The 14,848-nt window shown below is 71.7% G+C and carries 14 protein-coding genes; 10 read left to right on the forward strand and 4 right to left on the reverse strand.

What is annotated here, in order from left to right; translation table 11 throughout:
• The first annotated feature begins 74 nt into the window (after positions 1 to 74).
• The 10 genes from OG556_RS24290 (at position 75) to OG556_RS24335 (ending at position 10,089) form a co-directional block, all read left to right on the forward strand.
• A complete protein-coding gene (locus OG556_RS24290; protein ID WP_371519255.1) occupies positions 75 to 527 on the forward strand; it encodes a Rieske (2Fe-2S) protein in 453 nt (150 codons plus the stop codon).
• A gap of 96 nt (positions 528 to 623) precedes the next feature.
• Positions 624 to 2,702 (forward strand): excinuclease ABC subunit UvrC, encoded by a 2,079-nt coding sequence (gene uvrC, locus OG556_RS24295; protein WP_371519257.1) that lies wholly within the window; start codon positions 624 to 626, stop codon positions 2,700 to 2,702.
• 118 nt (positions 2,703 to 2,820) lie between these two features.
• Entirely contained in the window at positions 2,821 to 3,705 is an 885-nt protein-coding gene (rapZ, locus tag OG556_RS24300; RefSeq protein ID WP_350885802.1) for an RNase adapter RapZ, read from the forward strand.
• 63 nt (positions 3,706 to 3,768) lie between these two features.
• A complete protein-coding gene (gene yvcK, locus OG556_RS24305) occupies positions 3,769 to 4,848 on the forward strand; it encodes a uridine diphosphate-N-acetylglucosamine-binding protein YvcK (protein ID WP_371522856.1) in 1,080 nt (359 codons plus the stop codon).
• Complete coding sequence (gene whiA, locus OG556_RS24310; RefSeq protein WP_063349505.1) at positions 4,839 to 5,819, forward strand: DNA-binding protein WhiA; 981 nt, start codon at positions 4,839 to 4,841, stop codon at positions 5,817 to 5,819. The genes yvcK and whiA overlap by 10 nt, the downstream gene beginning before the upstream one ends.
• Positions 5,820 to 6,119: 300 nt before the next feature.
• Positions 6,120 to 7,127, forward strand: a complete 1,008-nt coding sequence (gene gap / locus OG556_RS24315) for a type I glyceraldehyde-3-phosphate dehydrogenase (RefSeq protein ID WP_371519260.1) — start codon at positions 6,120 to 6,122, stop codon at positions 7,125 to 7,127.
• Between the two features lie 151 nt (positions 7,128 to 7,278).
• On the forward strand, positions 7,279 to 8,481 hold the full coding sequence (gene pgk / locus OG556_RS24320; RefSeq protein WP_371519262.1) for a phosphoglycerate kinase: 1,203 nt from the start codon (positions 7,279 to 7,281) through the stop codon (positions 8,479 to 8,481).
• 5 nt (positions 8,482 to 8,486) lie between these two features.
• Positions 8,487 to 9,272: a triose-phosphate isomerase gene (gene tpiA / locus OG556_RS24325; protein ID WP_371519264.1), complete on the forward strand. Its 786-nt coding sequence runs from the start codon at positions 8,487 to 8,489 to the stop codon at positions 9,270 to 9,272.
• Between the two features lie 87 nt (positions 9,273 to 9,359).
• A complete protein-coding gene (gene secG / locus OG556_RS24330) occupies positions 9,360 to 9,596 on the forward strand; it encodes a preprotein translocase subunit SecG (RefSeq protein ID WP_371519267.1) in 237 nt (78 codons plus the stop codon).
• A 205-nt stretch (positions 9,597 to 9,801) separates the two neighbouring features.
• Positions 9,802 to 10,089, forward strand: coding sequence for an RNA polymerase-binding protein RbpA (locus OG556_RS24335; RefSeq protein WP_063349510.1), 288 nt, complete (start codon positions 9,802 to 9,804; stop codon positions 10,087 to 10,089).
• A 72-nt stretch (positions 10,090 to 10,161) separates the two neighbouring features.
• Here OG556_RS24335 and pgl read toward each other — a convergent pair whose 3' ends face one another.
• The 4 genes from pgl to tal all read right to left on the reverse strand — a co-directional run bounded on the left by pgl (position 10,162) and on the right by tal (position 14,822).
• Positions 10,162 to 10,950, reverse strand: a complete 789-nt coding sequence (gene pgl / locus OG556_RS24340) for a 6-phosphogluconolactonase (RefSeq protein ID WP_363368896.1) — start codon at positions 10,948 to 10,950, stop codon at positions 10,162 to 10,164.
• Positions 10,947 to 12,065 (reverse strand): glucose-6-phosphate dehydrogenase assembly protein OpcA, encoded by a 1,119-nt coding sequence (opcA, locus tag OG556_RS24345; RefSeq protein ID WP_371519269.1) that lies wholly within the window; start codon positions 12,063 to 12,065, stop codon positions 10,947 to 10,949. The genes pgl and opcA overlap by 4 nt, the downstream gene beginning before the upstream one ends.
• Positions 12,062 to 13,618, reverse strand: a complete 1,557-nt coding sequence (gene zwf, locus OG556_RS24350) for a glucose-6-phosphate dehydrogenase (protein ID WP_371522858.1) — start codon at positions 13,616 to 13,618, stop codon at positions 12,062 to 12,064. The genes opcA and zwf overlap by 4 nt, the downstream gene beginning before the upstream one ends.
• 64 nt (positions 13,619 to 13,682) lie before the next feature.
• Positions 13,683 to 14,822 (reverse strand): transaldolase, encoded by a 1,140-nt coding sequence (gene tal / locus OG556_RS24355; RefSeq protein ID WP_063349514.1) that lies wholly within the window; start codon positions 14,820 to 14,822, stop codon positions 13,683 to 13,685.
• Between the last annotated feature and the right edge of the window lie 26 nt (positions 14,823 to 14,848).

Raw genomic sequence — 14,848 nt, forward strand, 5'->3', positions numbered from 1 at the left:
CCCGGGGCGGCGGAGCGGGTGCCGCATAGACTTCCGTGGTCCCTCGTAGGAAGCCGAACCGCAGGAGCGCACCGATGTCAGAGGCCCCCGAGACCAGCCCCGCCACCTCCCGCCGCACCGTGCTCTGCGGTGCCGCCGCCGTACTGGCGGCCGGCGGCACCGTGGCGGTCGCCGGCTGCGGTTCCTCCGCGGGCTCCTCGGGCTCCTCCGGCGCCGGCAGCGCGGCCAAGAGCCCGGTGGACCTCGGCCCGGCCTCGGCGGTGCCGGAGGGCGGCGGCAAGGTCTTCCGCAACCAGAAGATCGTCGTGACCCAGCCGACCGCGGGGGAGTACAAGGCCTTCAGCGCCGTCTGCACCCACGCCGGCTGCGTCGTCGACCAGGTGAAGAGCCAGCAGATCCAGTGCCCCTGCCACGGCAGCCGGTTCGCCATCACCGACGGCGCCGTCCAGGACGGCCCGGCCCCCCGGCCGCTGCCCGCCTACGCCGTCACGGTCGACGGCGGGAACCTCAAGGTGACCCCGAGCTGAACCAGTTGATCTCCGCCAAGTCGATCTCCGCCCAGTCGATCCCCGCCCAGTTGATCTCCCCTTCGCGGCCCCGGCTCCACTCGGTACGGTGGACCCATGGCTGACCCGAGCACCTACCGCCCGGCGCCGGGCGCGATCCCGACCTCACCGGGCGTCTACAAGTTCCGTGACGCCCACGGACGGGTCATCTACGTCGGCAAGGCCAAGAGCCTGCGGCCGCGCCTGTCGTCCTACTTCCAGGACCTGGCCGGCCTGCACCCGCGCACCGCGACCATGGTCACCACCGCCGCCTCGGTGGAGTGGACGGTGGTGGCCACCGAGGTCGAGGCGCTCCAGCTGGAGTACTCCTGGATCAAGGAGTTCGACCCGCGGTTCAACGTCAAGTACCGCGACGACAAGAGCTATCCGGAACTCGCCGTCACCCTCGACGAGGAGTACCCGCGGGTCCAGGTGATGCGCGGGGCGCACAAGAAGGGCGTGCGCTACTTCGGGCCGTACGGGCACGCCTGGGCGATCCGCGAGACGGTCGACCTGCTGCTGCGCGTCTTCCCCGTCCGTACCTGCTCCAACGGCGTGTTCAAGCGCGCCCGGCAGGTCGGCCGGCCCTGCCTGCTCGGCTACATCGGCAAGTGCGCCGCGCCCTGCGTCGGCAAGGTCTCGCCGGACGAACACCGGGCGCTGGCCGAGGACTTCTGCGACTTCATGGCCGGGCGCACCGGCAACTACCTGCGCCGGCTGGAAGAGCAGATGCGGGAGGCCGCCGAGGAGATGGAGTACGAGAAGGCGGCCCGGCTGCGGGACGACATCGGCGCCCTCAAGCGCGCGATGGAGAAGAACGCCATCGTGCTCGCCGACGCCACCGACGCCGACCTGCTGGCCGTCGCCGAGGACGAACTGGAGGCCGCCGTCCAGATCTTCCACGTCCGCGGCGGCCGGGTGCGCGGCCAGCGCGGCTGGGTCACCGACAAGGTCGAGGACGTCGACACCGCCGGCCTGGTCGAGCACGCCCTCCAGCAGCTCTACGGCGCCGCCGGCGGCTCGGACGAGCGCAACGAGTCCGTGCCGCGCGAGGTGCTCGTCCCCGCGCTGCCCGAGCCGGCCGGCCCGGTCCGGGACTGGCTGAGCGGCCTGCGCGGCAGCCAGGTCGACCTGCGGATCCCGCAACGCGGCGACAAGAAGGACCTGATGGCCACCGTGCAGCGCAACGCCCAGCAGGCGCTGGCACTGCACAAGACCAAGCGCGCCTCCGACCTCACCACCCGCAGCCGCGCCCTGCAGGAGATCGCCGACGCGCTGGAGCTGGACTCGGTGCCGCTGCGCATCGAGTGCTTCGACATCTCCCACCTCCAGGGCGAGGACGTGGTCGCCTCGATGGTCGTCTTCGAGGACGGCCTGGCCCGCAAGAGCGAGTACCGGCGCTTCCAGATCAAGGGCTTCGAGGGCCAGGACGACGTCCGCTCGATGCACGAGGTGATCGGCCGGCGCTTCCGCCGCTACCTCCAGGAGCGCGAGCAGACCGGCGAGTGGGTCGTCCCCGAGGCCGACGACCCGGGCGCCGCCGACGGCACCGGGGCCCCGGCCGGCCCGATCGACCCGGAGACGGGCCGCCCGCGCCGATTCGCCTACCCGCCCCAACTGCTGGTCGTCGACGGCGGCCAGCCGCAGGTCGCCGCCGCCAAGCGCGCCCTGGACGAACTCGGCATCGACGACGTCGCGCTGTGCGGCCTGGCCAAGCGGCTGGAGGAGGTCTGGCTGCCCGGCGAGGACGACCCGGTCGTGCTGCCGCGCTCCAGCGAGGGCCTCTACCTGCTCCAGCGGGTCCGCGACGAGGCCCACCGCTTCGCGATCACCTACCAGCGCAGCAAGCGTTCCAAGCGACTCACCGCCGGGGAACTGGACTCCGTCCCGGGCCTCGGCGAGACTCGCCGCCAGGCGCTGCTCAAGCACTTCGGCTCGCTGAAGAGGCTCCGGGCCGCCACCGTCGACGAACTCTGCGCCGTACCCGGCATCGGACGCCGTACGGCGGAGACTGTTGCGGCGGCGTTGTCCTCCCGTACACCCGTCGCACCAGCGGTGAACACCGCTACCGGCGAGATCATCGAGGACGGGGCCGAACCGGCCGCCGAGCCGGTGGCCGCAGCATCCCAGACCGCACCATCCCAGGAGACGCCATGACGGCCGACGCCGACCGTCAGACGGCGCGCCCAGCCCCCGCCTGCCTGTCCGGGCAGGGGAAGGGCGGCCGCGCCGTGCGCGTTCTCCCCAGCAGAAAGACCGAGAGCGGGGAACCGAAGTGACCGTGTCAGACGTGGCCGAGAACGCGCCGGAGCTGGTGATCATCTCCGGCATGTCCGGAGCCGGCCGCTCCACCGCCGCGAAGTGCCTGGAGGACCTGGGCTGGTTCGTGGTGGACAACCTGCCACCGGCCCTGATCCCGACCATGGTCGACCTGGGCGCCCGCTCCCAGGGCAACGTCGCCCGGATCGGCGTGGTCGTGGACGTCCGGGGCCGCCAGTTCTTCGACGACCTGCTCACCTCGCTCGACGAGTTGGAGAAGCGCGGCGTCCGGCTCAGCGTGGTCTTCCTGGACTCCTCCGACGACGCGCTGGTCCGCCGCTTCGAGAGCGTGCGCCGCCCGCACCCGCTGCAGGCCGACGGCCGGATCGTCGACGGCATCGCCCAGGAGCGCGACCTGCTGCGCGACCTGCGCGGCGAGGCCGACCTGGTGATCGACACCTCCAACCTCAACGTGCACCAGCTGCGCGCCAAGCTGGACGCCCAGTTCGCCGACCACGACGAGCCCGAGCTGCGCGCCACCGTGATGTCCTTCGGCTTCAAGTACGGCCTGCCGGTCGATGCCGACCTGGTGGTGGACTGCCGCTTCCTGCCCAACCCGCACTGGGTGCCCGAGCTGCGCGCCCGCACCGGCACCGACGCGGACGTCGCCGACTACGTGTTCCAGCAGCCCGGCGCCAACGAGTTCCTGGACGGCTACGCCGAGCTCCTGCGCATCATCACCGAGGGGTACCGCCGCGAGGGGAAGCGCTACATGACGCTTGCCGTAGGCTGCACCGGTGGCAAGCACCGCAGCGTCGCGATGTCCGAGCGCCTGACCAAGCGTCTCATCGCCGACGGAGTGGAGACGGTGCTCGTCCACCGTGACATGGGACGGGAGTGACCGCCGCCTCCTAGCCGGGCCGCCGGCGGGGCCGGCGGCCGCGGCGAGGAACGCGAGGTGAGTGTGGCGGGATATGTGCCCGGGCGGCAGCCGCAGAACAGGAGTGCCGACCGGGCGGGTGGCCCGAGCCGGCCGCGCAGCAGCCCCGCCCGGGCCAACCCGGCCCCCCGGATCACCGCGCTCGGCGGCGGCCAGGGCCTGTCCGCCTCGCTCTCCGCGCTGCGCCGGCTCACCAGCGACCTGACCGCCGTGGTCACCGTCGCCGACGACGGCGGCTCCAGCGGCCGGCTCCGCACCGAGCTGGGCGTGCTGCCCCCCGGCGACCTGCGCAAGGCGCTGGCCGCGCTGTGCGGGGACGACGACTGGGGGCGCACCTGGTCCGAGGTGATCCAGCAGCGCTTCACCGGCACCGGCGAGCTGGGTGGCCACGCGGTCGGCAACCTGCTGATCGTCGCGCTCTGGGAGAAGCTCGGTGACCCGGTGGCCGCCCTGGACTGGGTCGGCCGGCTGCTGAACGTCCAGGGCCGGGTGCTGCCGATGTCGGCGGTGCCGCTGGACATCGAGGCGACCGTGCGCGGCCACGACCCGGAGCGCCCCGGCGAGCTGTCGGCCGTCCGCGGCCAGGCCAGCGTCGCGGTCACGCCCGGCACCGTGCAGTCGATCCGGCTGCTGCCGGACGGGCCGCCGGCCGTCCCGGAGGCGGTCACCGCCGTGCGGGAGGCGGACTGGGTGGTGCTCGGCCCGGGCTCCTGGTTCACCAGCGTGCTGCCGCACCTGCTGGTCCCGGAGCTGGCCAAGGCGCTCACCGAGACCCGCGCCCGCCGCCTGCTCACCCTGAACCTGGCCCCCCAGCCCGGCGAGACCGAGGGCTTCACCCCGCAGCGCCACCTGGAGGTCATCGCCGACCACGCCCCGGGCCTCGCGGTGGATGCGATCCTGGTGGACGAGCGCGCCGTCACCGGCGGCGCCTTCGGCCAGGCGGATCTGGCCGGTCTGGAGAAGGCCGCCGAGCGGATGGGCGCCGCCCTGGTCCTGGGCCGGGTGGCCCGCACGGACGGCACCCCGCGACACGACCCGGAGCTGTTGGCGGCCGCGTACGACCGGATTTTCCGGACACATGGAAGGATCGGGCCATGGCGATGACTCCAGCGGTGAAGGACGAGATCAGCCGGCTCCCGGTCACCAGGGCCTGCTGCCGCAAGGCGGAGGTGTCGGCGATCCTGCGGTTCGCGGGCGGGCTGCACATCGTGAGCGGCCGGATCGTGATCGAGGCGGAGCTGGACACCGGCGCGGCTGCGCGGCGGCTGCGCAAGGACCTGCTGGAGATCTTCGGACACTCCTCCGACCTCGTGGTGATGGCCCCCGGCGGACTGCGGCGCGGCAGCCGCTTCGTCGTCCGGGTGGTCAAGGACGGCGAACTGCTCGCGCGCCAGACGGGCCTCGTGGACGGCCGGGGCCGGCCGATCCGGGGGCTGCCCCCGGCAGTCGTCTCCGGGGCCACCTGCGACGCCGAGGCGGCCTGGCGCGGGGCCTTCCTGGCGCACGGCTCGCTCACCGAGCCGGGCCGCTCCTCCTCGCTGGAGATCACCTGCCCCGGCTCCGAGGCCGCCCTCGCCCTGGTCGGCGCGGCCCGCCGGCTCGGCATCCCGGCCAAGGCCCGCGAGGTGCGCGGCGTGGACCGGGTGGTGATCCGCGACGGCGACGCGATCGGCGCGCTGCTGACCCGGCTCGGCGCGCACGAGTCGGTGCTCGCCTGGGAGGAGCGCCGGATGCGGCGCGAGGTCCGGGCCACCGCCAACCGCCTGGCCAACTTCGACGACGCCAACCTGCGCCGCTCGGCCCGCGCCGCGGTGGCGGCCGGCGCCCGGGTGGCGCGGGCGCTGGAGATCCTCGGCGAGGAGGTGCCCGAGCACCTGGCCGCGGCCGGCCAGCTGCGGATGCAGCACAAGCAGGCCTCGCTGGAGGAGCTGGGCGCGCTCGCCGACCCGCCGCTGACCAAGGACGCGGTGGCCGGCCGGATCCGCCGCCTGCTGGCGATGGCGGACAAGCGCGCCTCCGAGCTCGGCCTGCCGAGCACCGAGGCCAACCTCACCGACGAGATGGCGATGAACTGACCGCCGCACCGAGTGGCTGTTCCGCGGCCGGTGTCCGGATTCCGGGCACCGGCCGCCGCCGTGTCCGGAGGCGATACCCGGACGCGCCCGGTGTGTGCAAATTGGTAGAGACCACTGACCAGGGCCAACTGCCCTGACGACCAAGGACGGTCGGCCTGATTTCGCGCCACGCCAGGTCGTCGCACGTGGCGCGATGTGCCCTCCCAGGCCTGGGAGGGGTAGGGTCATAGGCGGTCGGGGACTTCCCAAATCTCACCCCCGTCGGCTTAGCTCCGGCGTACCTAACGAGGAGATCGGTTCGTGACGATCCGGGTAGGCATCAACGGATTCGGCCGCATCGGCCGCAACTTCTTCCGCGCGGTCAAGGCGCAGGGCGCGGACATCGAGATCGTCGGTGTCAACGACCTCACTGACACGAAGACCCTGGCTCACCTGCTCAAGTACGACACCACCCTGGGCACCTTCCCGGGCGAGGTCTCGCACACCGAGGACAGCATCACCGTCGACGGCAAGACCTTCCAGGTCAGCGCCGAGCGTGACCCCGCCAACCTGCCGTGGGCCGCCCTGGGCGCCGACATCGTCGTCGAGTCCACCGGCATCTTCACCAAGGCCGAGGCCGCGAAGAAGCACCTCACCGCCGGCGCCAAGAAGGTCATCATCTCGGCGCCCGCGAGCGACGAGGACGTCACCATCGTCCTGGGCGTCAACGAGGACAAGTACGACGCCGACAACCACTCGATCATCTCCAACGCCTCCTGCACCACCAACTGTGTGGCGCCGATGGCCAAGGTGCTGCACGAGAACTTCGGCATCGTCAAGGGCCTGATGACGACCGTCCACGCGTTCACCAACGACCAGGTGACCCTGGACTTCCCGCACAAGGACCTGCGCCGCGCCCGTGCCGCGTCGCAGAACATCATCCCGACCTCGACCGGTGCCGCCAAGGCGACCGCCCTGGTCCTGCCGGAGCTGAAGGGCAAGCTGGACGGCACCTCGCTGCGCGTCCCGGTCCCGACCGGCTCCATCACCGACCTGGTCGTCACCCTGGAGCGCGAGGTGACCAAGGACGAGGTCAACGCCGCCTTCCAGAAGGCCTCGCAGGAGGGCCCGCTCAAGGGCATCCTGACCTACACCGAGGACCCGATCGTCTCCTCGGACATCGTCAACGACCCGGCCTCCTGCATCTTCGACTCCCAGCTCACCATGGTCCAGGGCAACCAGGTCAAGGTGCTCGGCTGGTACGACAACGAGTGGGGCTACTCGAACCGCCTCGTCAACCTGACCTCCCTCGTCGGCGGCCAGCTCTGACGCAGCGGGAGCTGACGTGATGTAGGGGCGAGGGCCCGGCTGGCGCACTGTGCCGACCGGGCCCTCGCTCTGCGCACCAGGACTTTCCCAGGCGGCCCCTGCGCCGTGCCGCCTCTGCGCATCAACCATCTCCCCAGGAGAGCCAATCCCCGTGAAGACCATCGAAGACCTCGACGTCGCCGGCAAGCGCGTGTTCGTCCGTGCCGACCTGAACGTCCCGTTGGACGGCACCACGATCACCGACGACGGCCGGATCCGTGCCGTCGCCCCGACCATCGCCAAGCTCGTCGAGCGCGGCGCCCGGGTCGTCGTCGCCTCCCACCTCGGCCGCCCGAAGGGTGCGCCGGACCCGAAGTTCTCGCTGGCCCCGGCGGCCGTGCGCCTCGGCGAGATCCTCGGTAAGAACGTCGCCTTCGCCACCGACACCGTGGGCGAGAGCGCCGAGTCCACCGTGGCCGCGCTGGGCGACGGCGAGGTCGCGCTGCTGGAGAACCTGCGCTTCAACGCCGGCGAGACCAGCAAGGACGACGCCGAGCGCAAGGCCTTCGCCGAGCAGCTGGCCGCCCTCGCGGACCTGTACGTCGGCGACGGCTTCGGTGCCGTGCACCGCAAGCACGCCTCGGTCTACGACCTGCCCGCCCTGCTGCCGCACGCGGCCGGTGACCTGATCGCCACCGAGGTCGGTGTGCTCAAGAAGCTCACCGAGGAGGTCGCGCGCCCGTACGTGGTCGTGCTCGGCGGCGCCAAGGTCTCCGACAAGCTCGGCGTGATCGACAACCTGCTGAAGAAGGCCGACCGGATCCTCATCGGCGGCGGCATGGCGTACACCTTCCTCAAGGCCAAGGGCCACGAGGTCGGCATCTCGCTGCTGCAGGAGGACCAGATCCCGGTCGTCCTGGACTACCTGAAGCGTGCCGAGGAGACGGGCGTCGAGTTCGTCCTGCCGGTGGACGTCCTGGTGTCGGCGGACTTCCCCGACCTCAAGACCAAGGCCCCGGCCAACCCCTCGCTCGTGGCCGCGGACGCGATCCCGGCCGACCAGGAGGGCCTGGACATCGGCCCGAAGACCCGCGAGCTGTACGCGGCGAAGCTGGCCGACGCGGGCACCGTGTTCTGGAACGGCCCGATGGGCGTCTTCGAGCACCCGGACTACGCGAACGGCACCAAGGCCGTGGCCCAGGCGCTGCTGGACAGCGACGCGTTCACCGTGGTCGGTGGCGGCGACTCCGCCGCGGCCGTCCGCATCCTGGGCTTCGACGAGAACGCATTCGGACACATCTCGACCGGCGGTGGCGCCAGCCTCGAGTACCTGGAGGGCAAGACCCTCCCCGGTCTCGCCGCCCTGGAAGGCTGAAAGCAATGACTGAGCGTCTCCCGCTGATGGCGGGCAACTGGAAGATGAACCTCAACCACCTTGAGGCCATCCAGCACACCCAGAAGCTGGCCTTCGCGCTGGCCGACAAGGACTACGAGGCCGTCGAGGTCGCCGTCCTGGTGCCGTTCACCGACCTGCGTTCGGTGCAGACCCTGGTCGACGGCGACAAGCTGAAGATCAAGTACGGCTCGCAGGACATCTCGCAGCACGACTCCGGTGCCTACACCGGCGAGGTCTCCGGCCCGATGCTGGCCAAGCTGAAGTGCACCTTCGCGGTGATCGGCCACTCGGAGCGCCGCCAGTACCACGGCGAGGACGAGGCGATCGTCAACGCCAAGGTCAAGGCCGCCTACCGGGCCGGGATCACCCCGATCCTGTGCATCGGCGAGCCGCTGGACGTCCGCAAGGCCGGCACCCACGTCGAGCACACCCTCGCGCAGCTGGACGGCGCCCTGGCGGACATCCCGGCCCACCAGGCCGAGTCCATCGTGGTCGCCTACGAGCCGGTCTGGGCGATCGGCACCGGCGAGGTGGCCACCCCGGAGGACGCGCAGGAGGTCTGCGCCGCCATCCGCAAGCGGATCGCCGAGCTGTACGACGCCGAGCTGGCCGGCAAGGTCCGCGTGCTGTACGGCGGTTCGGTGAAGTCGTCGAGCGCGGCCGGCCTGATGGCCAAGCCCGACATCGACGGCGGCCTGATCGGCGGTGCCTCGCTGGACGCCGACGAGTTCGTCAAGATCGTGCGCTACCGTGAGCAGGCAGTAGGCTAACGCCGCTGCAGCAACGTAGGCTTTGGGGCCGGACCGCCGTCAGCGGTCCGGCCCCGTCGCCGAAGATACGAGAGAGTTGGTCCCGTCGTGGTTCTCGGGTTCTCGATTGCCCTGATCATCTTCAGTCTGCTGATGATCCTGCTGGTGCTGCTGCACAAGGGGAAGGGCGGCGGCCTGTCGGACATGTTCGGTGGCGGCGCGATGTCCACCGGCGGCGGCTCGGCGGTGGCCGAGCGCAACCTGGACCGCATCACGATCGTGGTCGGTGTCGCCTGGTTCGCCTGCATCATCGTGCTGGGCCTGGTGCTGAAGTACAAGAGCTGACGTAACCCTGACGCCCCGTCGCCCGAGCGCCTATCCTGGGACGGTCGGGGGCGGAGGCGATGGCGGTGGACGCTTAACTCCTGCTTACACTAGGACGACTTTCGCCACCGACGCGCACCGCGGAGGGTCGGCGCACCAGCACGCAGGGAGTCAGACCGTGGCAAGTGGCAACGCCATCCGTGGCAGCAGGGTCGGAGCGGGCCCGATGGGCGAGGCGGAGCGCGGCGAGTCCGCTCCGCGCAACCGGATCACCTTCTGGTGTGCCAACAAGCACGAGACCCGGCCGAGCTTCGCCGCCGAGGCCGTCATCCCGGACACCTGGGACTGCCCGCGGTGCGGTTTCCCGGCCGGACAGGACGAGCACAACCCGCCCGCGCCCTCGCGCAACGAGCCGTACAAGACCCACCTCGCCTACGTCCGCGAGCGGCGCACCGACGCCGACGGCGAGGCGATCCTCGCCGAGGCGCTGGCCAAGCTGCGCGGCGAGATCTGACCCGGACGACAGACAGACAGCGAAGGGCGCCACCGTCGAGGACGGTGGCGCCCTTGTGCGTTGCCGGGCCCGTTAGGCCGAGGCCGGCGGGTACAGCTGGGGCGGGATCTGCTCCGCCGCGGCCCGGTCCAGCAGCCACAGGGTGCGGCTGCGGCCGTACGCGCCGGAGGCGGGCGCCTGGAGCTCGCCGGGGCCGGACAGGGCCATCGCGACCGCGTCCGCCTTGTCCGCGCCGGCCGCCAGCAGCCAGACCTCACGGGCCGCCCGGATCGCCGGGAGGGTGAGCGAGACCCGGGTCGGCGGGGGCTTGGGGGCCCCGCGCACGCCGATCACGGTCAGCTCGGTCTCCCGCACGCCCGGGTGCTCGGGGAAGAGCGAGGCGACGTGGGTGTCCGGGCCGACGCCGAGCAGCAGCACGTCGAAGGCCGGGACGCCGAGCCGGTCACCCGGGCCGGAGGCCTTCGCCAGCTCCTCCGCGTAGCGGGCGGCGGCCGCTTCCACGTCCGATCCGTCCGCACCGTCCGAGGCGGGCATCTCGTGCACCCGCGCCGGGTCGAGCGGGACGGAGTCCAGCAGTTCGGCGCGGGCCTGGACGGCGTTGCGGTCCGGGTCCCCGGCGGGGACGAAGCGCTCGTCGCCCCACCAGAGGTCCAGCCGCGCCCAGTCGACCGCGTCGCGCGCCGGGGAGGCGGCGATCGCGGCCAGCAGGGCGTTGCCGTTGCGCCCGCCCGTGAGCACCACCGAGGCGGTGCCGCGGGCGGCCTGGGCGTCCACGATCCGGGTGATCAGCCGGGCCGCGGCCGCCTGGGCCATCAGCTCCTTGTCCCGGTGGACGACCAGCTGCGGGGTCGCGTTGGTCATGCGCTCCCCTTGGCGGCGCGCTTGGCGGGCTTCCTGGCGGGAGCCTTCTCGGAGGCCTCGGCCACGTCCTCGGACGCGGTCTCGGCCTCGGACGCGGCCTTGGCGGTCACCCGGGCGGGGTTGGCCACCGCGGCCTCGGTGACGGCCGCGCGGGCGACCCGCTCGGCCGCCGCCGTCTCGGCGGTGTCCGGCTCGCGCAGCCGGTCGACGGGCGTGCGCACGGCCGTCGCGTAGATGTCGTCCGGGTCGAGCCGGCGCAGTTCCTCGGCGATCAGCTCCGAGGTCTCGCGCCGCTTGAGCGCCACCTGGCGGTCGGGGGAGCCGACCATGGAGAGCGTGCCCATCAGGCCGTCCGGGCGGTCCAGGGTGATGTCCCCGTCCTTGGTGCGCAGGTGCACCGCGGTGATGCCGGGGCCGCCGGTGACGATCCGCTCGACCGGCACGTGCAGCCGGTTGTGCAGCCAGAGGCCGAGCAGCTCGACGCTGGGGTTGTAGGACTCGCCCTCGACCACCGCGGAGGTGATCGTGACCGGCCGCTGGTCCAGCGCGGCGGCCAGCATCGAGCGCCAGCCGGTGATCCGGGTCCAGGCCAGGTCGGTGTCGCCCGGGGTGTAGCTCTGGGCCCGCTGGGCGAGCTGGCCGACCGGGGACTCGGCGGTGACGGCGTCGGTGATCCGGCGCTGGGCGAGCGCGCCCAGCGGGTCCTGCGCCGGGTGCAGCGGCGCGTTGTCGGGCCACCAGACGACGACCGGGGCGTCCGGGAGCAGCAGCGGCAGGACCACCGACTGGGCGTGCGCGGCGAGTTCGCCGTGCATGCGCAGGATGACCGTCTCTCCCGAGCCGGCGTCGGTGCCGACCAGGATCTCGGCGTCCAGCCGGGTCTCGGCGCGGGCCCGGGGCGAGCGCCCGGCGCGCTTGATCACCGCGAGGGTGCGCGAGGGGTGCTCGCGGGAGGCGTCGTTGGCGGCCTTGAGGGCGTCGTACGCACTGCCCTCGTCGGTCACGATCACCAGGGTGAGCACCATGCCGGCGGCGGTGGAGCCACTGGCCCGGCGCGCCTCCATCAGCGCGGCGTTGATCTTGCTGGACGTCGTGTTGGTGAGGTCGATCTTCATGGCCGGCGCCAGCTCCTGCCGTCTCGTGCGAGCATCTCGTCCGCCTCGGCCGGGCCCCACGTCCCCGCGGAGTACTGGGCGGGCTTGCCGTGGGTGTCCCAGTACTTCTCGATCGGGTCGAGGATCTGCCAGGAGAGCTCGACCTCCTGGTGACGCGGGAACAGGTTGGCGTCGCCGAGCAGCACGTCGAGGATGAGCCGCTCGTACGCCTCCGGGCTGGACTCGGTGAAGGACTCGCCGTAGGCGAAGTCCATCGTGACGTCCCGGACCTCGAAGGAGGTGCCCGGCACCTTGGAGCCGAACCGCACCGTCACGCCCTCGTCCGGCTGGACCCGGATGACCAGGGCGTTCTGCCCCAGCTCCTCGGTCGCGTAGGAGTCGAACGGCAGGTACGGGGCGCGCTGGAAGACCACCGCGATCTCGGTGACCCGGCGGCCCAGCCGCTTGCCGGTGCGCAGGTAGAACGGGACGCCCGCCCAGCGGCGGTTGTTGATCTCCAGCTTGATCGCCGCGTAGGTGTCGGTCTTGGAGTCCGGGTCGATGCCGTCCTCGTCCAGGTAGCCGACCACCTCCTCGCCGCCCTGCCAGCCGGCCGCGTACTGGCCGCGCACGGTGTGCCGGCCGAGGTCGGCCGGGAGCTTGACGGCGCTGAGCACCTTGAGCTTCTCGGCCACCAGCGCCTTCGGGTGGAAGGACGCCGGCTCCTCGATGGCGGTGAGCGCCATCAGCTGGAGCAGGTGGTTCTGGATGACGTCGCGGGCGGAGCCGATGCCGTCGTAGTAGCCGGCCCGGCCGCCGATGCCGATGTCCTCGGCCATGGTGATCTGCACGTGGTCGACGTACGACCGGTTCCAGATCGGCTCGAACATCTGGTTGGCGAACCGCAGCGCCAGGATGTTCTGGACCGTCTCCTTGCCCAGGTAGTGGTCGATCCGGAAGACCTCGTCCCGGGGGAAGACCTCGTGGACGATCCGGTTCAGCTCCTGGGCGCTCCCCAGGTCGTGGCCGAAGGGCTTCTCGATGACCGCGCGGCGCCAGGAGCCCTGCGGGGGGTCGGCCAGGCCGTGCTTCTTGAGCTGCTGGACGACGGTCGGGAAGAACTTCGGCGGGACGGACAGGTAGAAGGCGAAGTTGCCGCCGGTGCCCTGCGCCTTGTCCAGCTCGTCGATGGTCTCGCGGAGCTTGTCGAAGGCGTCGTCGTCGTCGAAGGTGCCGTGGACGAAGCGCATGCCCTTGGCGAGCTGCTGCCAGACCTCCTCCCGGAACGGGGTGCGGGCGTGGTCCTTGACCGCGTCGTGGACCTCCTTGGCGAAGTCCTCGTCGTCCCACTCGCGCCGGGCGAAGCCGACGAGAGAGAAGCCCGGCGGCAGCAGACCGCGGTTGGCCAGGTCGTAGATGGCCGGCATGAGCTTCTTGCGGGACAGGTCGCCGGTGACTCCGAAGATGACCAGACCGGACGGCCCCGCGATGCGCGGGAGCCGTCGGTCGGCCGGGTCACGAAGCGGGTTGACGGGGGCCGGCGGGAGATCGTCCGCGTCCGACTCCGACGTCAACTCGGGGAAATCAGTGCTCACTTGGTGTGCTCCGCTTTCGTGCGCTGGCTGTGTGAGCGAACGGTCACTTCTCGCCGGCGAAGGAGGCGAGCGAGGCGGTGACGGTGTCGAGCAGCTCGTTCCAGGACTGCTCGAACTTCTCCACGCCCTCGTCCTCCAGGACCTGGACCACGTCGTCGTAGTCCACGCCGGCGGCGGCGATGGCGTCCATCACGGCCTTGGCGTCGGCGTAGTTGGGGACGATGGTGCCGCCGGTGACCACGCCGTGGTCGGCGGTGGCCTCCAGGGTGGCCTCGGGCATGGTGTTGACCGTGCCGGGGGCGACCAGCTCGGTGACGTACAGGGTGTCCGGCAGGGCCGGGTCCTTGACACCGGTGGAGGCCCACAGCGGGCGCTGCGGCTTGGCGCCGGCGGCCTCCAGCGAGCGCCAGCGGGCGCTGCCGGCGGACTTGCCGTCGACCGAGCCGAAGACCTCCTCGTACGCCTGGTAGGCGAGGCGGGCGTTGGCCAGGGCGGCCTTGGAGCGCAGGTCCCGGGCGTCGCCGCCGATCTTCTCCAGGCGCTTGTCGATCTCGGTGTCCACGCGGGAGACGAAGAAGGAGGCGACCGACTCGATCTGGGAGAGGTCCAGGCCCTTGGCCTTGGCGGCCTCCAGGCCGGTCAGGTAGGCGTCGATGACGGCCTTGTAGCGCTCCAGCGAGAAGATCAGCGTGACGTTGACGCTGATGCCCCGGCCGATCACCTCGGCGATCGCGGGCAGGCCGGCCTTGGTGGCGGGGATCTTGATGAAGACGTTCGGGCGGTCGACCAGCCACCACAGCTGCTTGGCCTCGGCCACGGTGGCCGCGGTCTCGTGCGCCAGGCGCGGGTCGACCTCGATGGAGACCCGGCCGTCGCGGCCGTTGGAGGCGTCGTAGACCGGGCGCAGCACGTCGGCCGCGTCGCGCACGTCCGAGGTGGTGATCATGCGGACGGCCTCGTCGGTGGTGACCTTGCGGACGGCGAGGTCGCGCAGCTGGCCGTCGTAGGAGTCGTCGCCGCCGCCGATGGCCTTCTGGAAGATGGTCGGGTTGGTGGTCACGCCCACCACGTGCTTGTTCTGCACCAGCTCGGCGAGGTTGCCGGTGTTCAGCCGCTTGCGGCTGAGGTCGTCCAGCCAGATCGCCACGCCTTCGTCGCTGAGGCGCTTCAGTGCGTCAGTCATGGTGCTTCAGTCCTTTTTTGTTCTGC

This window comes from Kitasatospora sp. NBC_01300 (assembly GCF_041435235.1).
Taxonomy (GTDB): Bacteria; Actinomycetota; Actinomycetes; order Streptomycetales; family Streptomycetaceae; genus Kitasatospora.

Excerpts from the sequence above, each read along its gene's own strand:
- tpiA (WP_371519264.1), top strand. The coding sequence starts at position 8,487 with ATGACTGAGCGTCTCCCGCTGATGGCGGGCAACTGGAAGATGAACCTC.
- OG556_RS24335 (WP_063349510.1), top strand. The coding sequence starts at position 9,802 with ATGGGCGAGGCGGAGCGCGGCGAGTCCGCTCCGCGCAACCGGATCACC.
- opcA (WP_371519269.1), bottom strand. The coding sequence starts at position 12,065 with ATGAAGATCGACCTCACCAACACGACGTCCAGCAAGATCAACGCCGCG.
- pgl (WP_363368896.1), bottom strand. The coding sequence starts at position 10,950 with ATGACCAACGCGACCCCGCAGCTGGTCGTCCACCGGGACAAGGAGCTG.
- tal (WP_063349514.1), bottom strand. The coding sequence starts at position 14,822 with ATGACTGACGCACTGAAGCGCCTCAGCGACGAAGGCGTGGCGATCTGG.
- whiA (WP_063349505.1), top strand. The coding sequence starts at position 4,839 with ATGGCGATGACTCCAGCGGTGAAGGACGAGATCAGCCGGCTCCCGGTC.
- OG556_RS24290 (WP_371519255.1), top strand. The coding sequence starts at position 75 with ATGTCAGAGGCCCCCGAGACCAGCCCCGCCACCTCCCGCCGCACCGTG.
- uvrC (WP_371519257.1), top strand. The coding sequence starts at position 624 with ATGGCTGACCCGAGCACCTACCGCCCGGCGCCGGGCGCGATCCCGACC.